We start from the raw sequence: 5,151 nt of genomic DNA on the forward strand, positions 1-5,151 counted from the left end.
TCTGTCGCACAATCTTTGTGCGGTATTGCCTTAACACTATGCAGATATGCAGGCGGACAGAAATGTTCGCCTGTTCTTGTATATAAGGCACTGCGAAGTGCATTTTCTCATGCGTACAGAAAGGACTACCCATGAAACAATACTTGGAAATCGGAAAGATCGTAAACGTCCACGGGCTCCGCGGCGACGTGAAAGTGGTGCCGTGGTGCGATGAGCCGGAATTCCTGTGCGAATTCGACACCCTGTATCTGGGCAAGGCACAGAAGCCGGTGAGCGTGACGGCTGCCCGTCTGCAAAAGGGCAACGTATTGCTGCATCTGGAGGGTGTGGACACCGTGGAGGCGGCGGAACAGCTGCGGAATCAGGTGCTCTATATGGACCGCGACGAGGTGGAACTGGAAGAAGGCGTGTACTTCATTCAGGATCTGATCGGGCTGGAGGTGCTGGACGCAGACACCGGCAAAAGCTACGGCAAGCTGTCTGATGTGATGCAGACCGGTGCCAATGATGTGTACGAGATCAAAGACGAAACCGGAAAAACCGTGCTGATCCCTGCGATTCCGGACGTGGTGCAGGAAACTGACCTCGACGGAGGCGTGATGCGGATCCGACCGCTGGAGGGCTTGTTCGATGCAGATTGAGATCGCCACTTTGTTTCCGGAAATGTGCGAGGCGGTGCTGTCGGAGAGCATTATCGGCAGAGCCAGAGCCGCCGGTCATATTTCCGTCCGCTGCTGGAATATTCGGGAGTATACGCTGGACAAGCACCGCCGTGTAGACGATGTGCCCTACGGCGGCGGCAGGGGCATGGTCATGCAGGCAGATCCCATTTACCGCTGCTATGATGCCGTACAGCAGGACATCGGTGCCAAGCCCCACGTGATCTACATGTCCCCCAAGGGCAGGGTGCTGGATCAGCAGCGGGCATTGGAATTGTCCGTGATGCCGCATATTTTTGTACTTTGCGGGCATTATGAAGGTGTAGACCAACGGATTCTGGACGAGATCGTAGACGAGGAGATTTCTATCGGGGACTATGTGCTCACCGGCGGGGAACTGCCGGCACTGGTGCTGGTGGATACGGTTGCACGAATGGTACCCGGGGTGCTGCCGGAAAATCTCTGCTTCGAGGACGAAAGCCACTTCGGCGGTCTGCTGGAATATCCCCAGTATACCCGTCCGGCGGTGTGGCATGATCGGGAAGTGCCGCCGGTGCTGCTCACCGGACACCACAAAAACATCGCAGAATGGCGGCAGGCACAGAGTCTGGAGGAAACCAAAACCAAACGCCCTGACCTTTATGCAAGCTATTTGGACAAAAAATAGCAGTTTTCTTTGTGGGATTTGAATAAAATATGCAGGTTCACCAATTTGAAAAAATCAGGATTTGGCATTGTTGTCATGTTTCACAAAGATTGAAAGCAAAAGGGAGAATGGTTCTGTCAACACGTAGAAAATTCCGGAAAAAACGCAAAATATTGCAAAAAGCACGTTGACGTTCTCCGGAAAAAACGGTATAATGATAGCATAGCAGAGATGAGGAGTGCACAAATGGTTCCTATCAGAAGTGGGGATCGCCAAGCGTCTTCAAATCAGAGAAGATACGAAATGTGTTGTTTCGTGCTTCAGTAAGTATGGTGTGTGAACGCACATGCATGATCATAAGGATGGGAGAGTTTATCATGTTTGTAAAAGAAGTTACTGTACAGAATCAGGTTGGTCTGCACGCAAGACCGGCTACATTTTTCATTCAGCGTGCCAACGAGTTCAAGTCCTCGATCTGGATCGAAAAGGAAGAACGCCGTGTAAACGCAAAGAGCCTGCTGGGTATCCTTTCTCTGGGTATCGTTGGCGGTACCGACATCAAGATCATTGCAGACGGTTCTGACGAACAGGTTGCAGTGAACTCTCTGGTAGAACTGGTAGAAAGCGGATTCAGCGACTAATTACCGCAGTGTCTGTGACAAAAGAGAACCTCACGGGGGAAAGGTCCGCCGTGAGGTTTTTTGTTTTCGGACAGCAACGTGCAAGGTTTGTTAAGGCAATACCGCACAAAGTCGCCAGATGCTCTTTGTGCGGTATTGTCTTAACTGCCGCTTAGCCCGTAACGTACCATGTTCTCGCAGAAGATGCCGTAGCCGCGGGTGGGATCGTCCACAAAGACATGTGTCACGGCTCCCACCAGCTTTCCGTTCTGGAGAATGGGGCTGCCGCTCATGCCCTGCACAATGCCGCCGGTAACTTCCAGCAGTTCCGGATCGGTGATGCAGACCGTCATGTTGCGGGTGCTGTCTGTGCCGCTGTAGTCGATTTCCTCCAGCGTGATGTCATAGGCTTTCGGCGTGTCGCCGGAAACGGTACAGAGGATCTGTGCGGCTCCGGTCTGGATCTCCTGCTTCAGTGCCATGGGAATGGCTTCTTCGGCGGAAGGATTGTGATACAGCGTTCCGAAAACGCCGCAGCGGTTGTTGCACAGAAGTTCCCCCAGTGGGGCATCATCGGAAAAGCTGCCCTGCAGCATGCCGGCACAGCCGGAAACGCCTTTGGTCACCTGTGAAATGGTCACCGCGGCGGCTTCTCCCGAACCAAAGGGCAGAATGTCACCGGTGTCTGCATCGCAGATCGGGTGTCCCAGTCCGCCGAAGCTGCCGGATTCCGGCTCATAAAAAGTAATGGTACCAATGCCGGCACTGCTGTCCCGCACCCAGATGCCGGCTTCATAGCGGTTGTCGGCGGCGGCGTAGGCGGGAGTGAGGGTGACGGTGCAGGTTTCACCGCTGCGGGTGAGGGTGACAGTTACTGGCGTGCCGTCGGATTCCGCAATGGCTTCCTGTAGGGACTGGTTGGAGTCGATCGCCGTGCCGTCTACAGATTGGATCAGGTCGCCGGTCTGAATGCCGGCTTCCTGTGCGGGACAACGCTGCCCCGATGCAGTTTCGATTCGTTCCATGCCTACCACCATGGCACCGTCCATTCGCAGCTTGATGCCAAAGGGCTCGCCGCAGGGCACCAGCATGGGCGTGTCGATCTCCTGTATTTCGACATCTTTAATGGGAATGATCCCGAAAAGCCGGAGCGAGGTGGTGTCTGCCGCGGACGATGCCGTGACGGCAGCCTGTACGGTATGTGCAGTGGGCACGGCGGCAATGTGCAGAGCCGTGTCTACTTCCAGCCGGCTGCCGGTCTGGACATAATAGCTGTCCGGCAGCTGCCACGCATAATAGGCGGCTGTGCCGTAAAGCTGTAGCAGCACCGCAGCACCCAGTGCCGCCGTGCATTTGATCCATCGTATCATATTGGAAAAGACCTGCCTTTCTTTCCGAACCGGCATGCCTGCCGTTCGAAGTCTTTTGTTTTAGAGGTGTTTTTTTGGTGCGGTGTAACAGCGAAGCTGGTGGAGGGGTTCTTTTGTAAAATTTTCCCGTGACACAACACCAAAAACAATCCCGCGGGAACGACGTTCGCCCGTAATCTTATCCTATGTAAACCGGCAACGCTTATCAGCGACAATGCAAGGAAAAAATCCTGACATTCCAACGATTCCAAAAATTTGAAAAAAATGAGGTGTATCCCATGCATACCAAACCAACGAAAAACCAACCCATTCCCACCGCCGCCCAGCTGCGGAAACGCCGTGCCCACACTGTCTGCTGCTGGATCCTGCGGGGACTGCTGGTGCTGACGACGATTCTGTTCACGTGGATCACCTGCTGGGGCTGCGGGCTGGGGTGGATCAGCCGTGCCCGTGCCGGCAGCAACTGGCCGATAGAATTCGCCGGCTACGGGCAGATGCTGCTTGTCGGCTCCGGTCTGCTGACACTGGGGACAGTGCTTGTCCTGCTGTGCCGGAAGAACTGGCTCAACTGGGCAGCTGCAGGCAGTGCTACTGCCGGCGTAACGCTGGCGATGCTGGCACTGTACCGCGTGACCGCCTACGCCTCTGAGCATTCGTTCTACAGCCGGCTCATGGAAATGCCTGCCGCGACACTGTACCGGCTCCAGCTGCTGCCGGTGCTGGTGCCCTATGTCTGTGTGGTTGCGTTGGGACTGCTGCAATTCTTCTCCGCGGAAGCTGTCCGGCGGCGGCAGGAGAAAAAACGACAGGATTCGGCAAAGGCTCCGTCGGTGCTTTAAGGAAACACTGAAGGAAACACTGTACAAAGCTTGTGCAGAAGATGCCCTGTTTCTGTTTTTGCAGGTGGGAAAAACTGTCATATTCGCGTGAAGGACATGTGCTTTCGCATGTTTCCCTAAAAAAATTTCTATTTTGACAGATTTCAGTCTTGCAGTTCCCCATAGAATGTGGTAAAATTATAGGGTAGAACAAAAAAACAGGAGGTAACAAAATGGACAACAAAAAAATAAAAGTCCTGATCGGAGATGACAGTGCAGAATATGGCATCACCTGTGCCAATGAACTGCGGTCGCTCGGTCTTTACGTCGTGACGCGGCGAAAAGACGGGAAAGTCATTCTGGACGCGATCCGGAATGACACACCGGACGTGGTTGTGATGGACGCTGTCCTGCCGGGTATGGATGCCATAGAGATCCTTGAGAAATCTCAGACATTCGAAACCGCACCGGCTTTCATCATCACATCTTCTTATGAAAATGCGTTTATCGAGCGTCAGGTCATGGAAAAGGGTGCGGCGTACTTCATGCTGAAGCCTTTCCACATTTCCACTCTTGGCAGCCGCATCACCGATCTGGCTGCCAAGGGCATGCCGAACCCGAAGAACTCTGCCAACCGCAATATGGAGGTAGTGGTGACAGAGATGATTCATCAGCTGGGCGTGCCTGCACACATTAAGGGCTATCACTATCTGCGTGCCGCAATTCTGGCTTCGATCGAGAATCAGGCACTGCTGGAAAGCGTGACAAAGCTGCTCTATCCCACAGTGGCAATGCAGTTCGACACCACGTCTTCCCGCGTGGAACGTGCCATTCGCCACGCGATCGAAATCGCATGGGATCGGGGCGATCTGGATACGATCAACTCGTTCTTCGGCTATACCGTGAACAACTGCAAGGGCAAGCCTACCAATTCTGAATTCATTGCCCTGCTGACAGACAAGCTGCGGCTGCAATACGGCAGAAGCACCGTCCGTCACGCCTAAGGCAATCCCGCACAAAGAGCGTCTGGCGACTTTG

At 54.0% G+C, this 5,151-nt stretch carries 6 protein-coding genes; 5 read left to right on the forward strand and 1 reads right to left on the reverse strand.

The annotated features are described in order from the left end of the window. Window positions 1-131: 131 nt before the first annotated feature. From rimM to RUMCAL_RS10220, 3 genes are all read left to right on the forward strand, one after another. Window positions 132-641, forward strand: a complete 510-nt coding sequence (gene rimM / locus RUMCAL_RS10210) for a ribosome maturation factor RimM (protein ID WP_021682772.1) — start codon at window positions 132-134, stop codon at window positions 639-641. Then, window positions 631-1,326, forward strand: a complete 696-nt coding sequence (gene trmD / locus RUMCAL_RS10215) for a tRNA (guanosine(37)-N1)-methyltransferase TrmD (RefSeq protein ID WP_021682773.1) — start codon at window positions 631-633, stop codon at window positions 1,324-1,326. Before rimM ends, trmD begins: the two co-directional genes overlap by 11 nt. A gap of 356 nt (window positions 1,327-1,682) precedes the next feature. Further along, a complete protein-coding gene (locus RUMCAL_RS10220) occupies window positions 1,683-1,946 on the forward strand; it encodes an HPr family phosphocarrier protein (protein ID WP_040647915.1) in 264 nt (87 codons plus the stop codon). Window positions 1,947-2,086: 140 nt separating this feature from the next. On the opposite strand, the gene spoIVB is transcribed toward RUMCAL_RS10220, so the two are convergent. After that, complete coding sequence (gene spoIVB / locus RUMCAL_RS10225; RefSeq protein WP_021682775.1) at window positions 2,087-3,295, reverse strand: SpoIVB peptidase; 1,209 nt, start codon at window positions 3,293-3,295, stop codon at window positions 2,087-2,089. Between the two features lie 278 nt (window positions 3,296-3,573). Here spoIVB and RUMCAL_RS10230 point away from each other — a divergent pair, with 278 nt between their 5' ends. Both RUMCAL_RS10230 and spo0A read left to right on the forward strand, forming a co-directional pair. Next, window positions 3,574-4,134, forward strand: coding sequence for a hypothetical protein (locus RUMCAL_RS10230; protein WP_021682777.1), 561 nt, complete (start codon window positions 3,574-3,576; stop codon window positions 4,132-4,134). 212 nt (window positions 4,135-4,346) lie between these two features. Then, the gene (gene spo0A, locus RUMCAL_RS10235; RefSeq protein ID WP_021682778.1) at window positions 4,347-5,117 is read left to right on the forward strand and encodes a sporulation transcription factor Spo0A; all 771 of its coding nucleotides are present in this window, start codon (window positions 4,347-4,349) and stop codon (window positions 5,115-5,117) included. Window positions 5,118-5,151: the final 34 nt, after the last annotated feature.

It is taken from the genome of Ruminococcus callidus ATCC 27760, assembly GCF_000468015.1.
Lineage (GTDB): Bacteria > Bacillota > Clostridia > Oscillospirales > Ruminococcaceae > Ruminococcus_C > Ruminococcus_C callidus.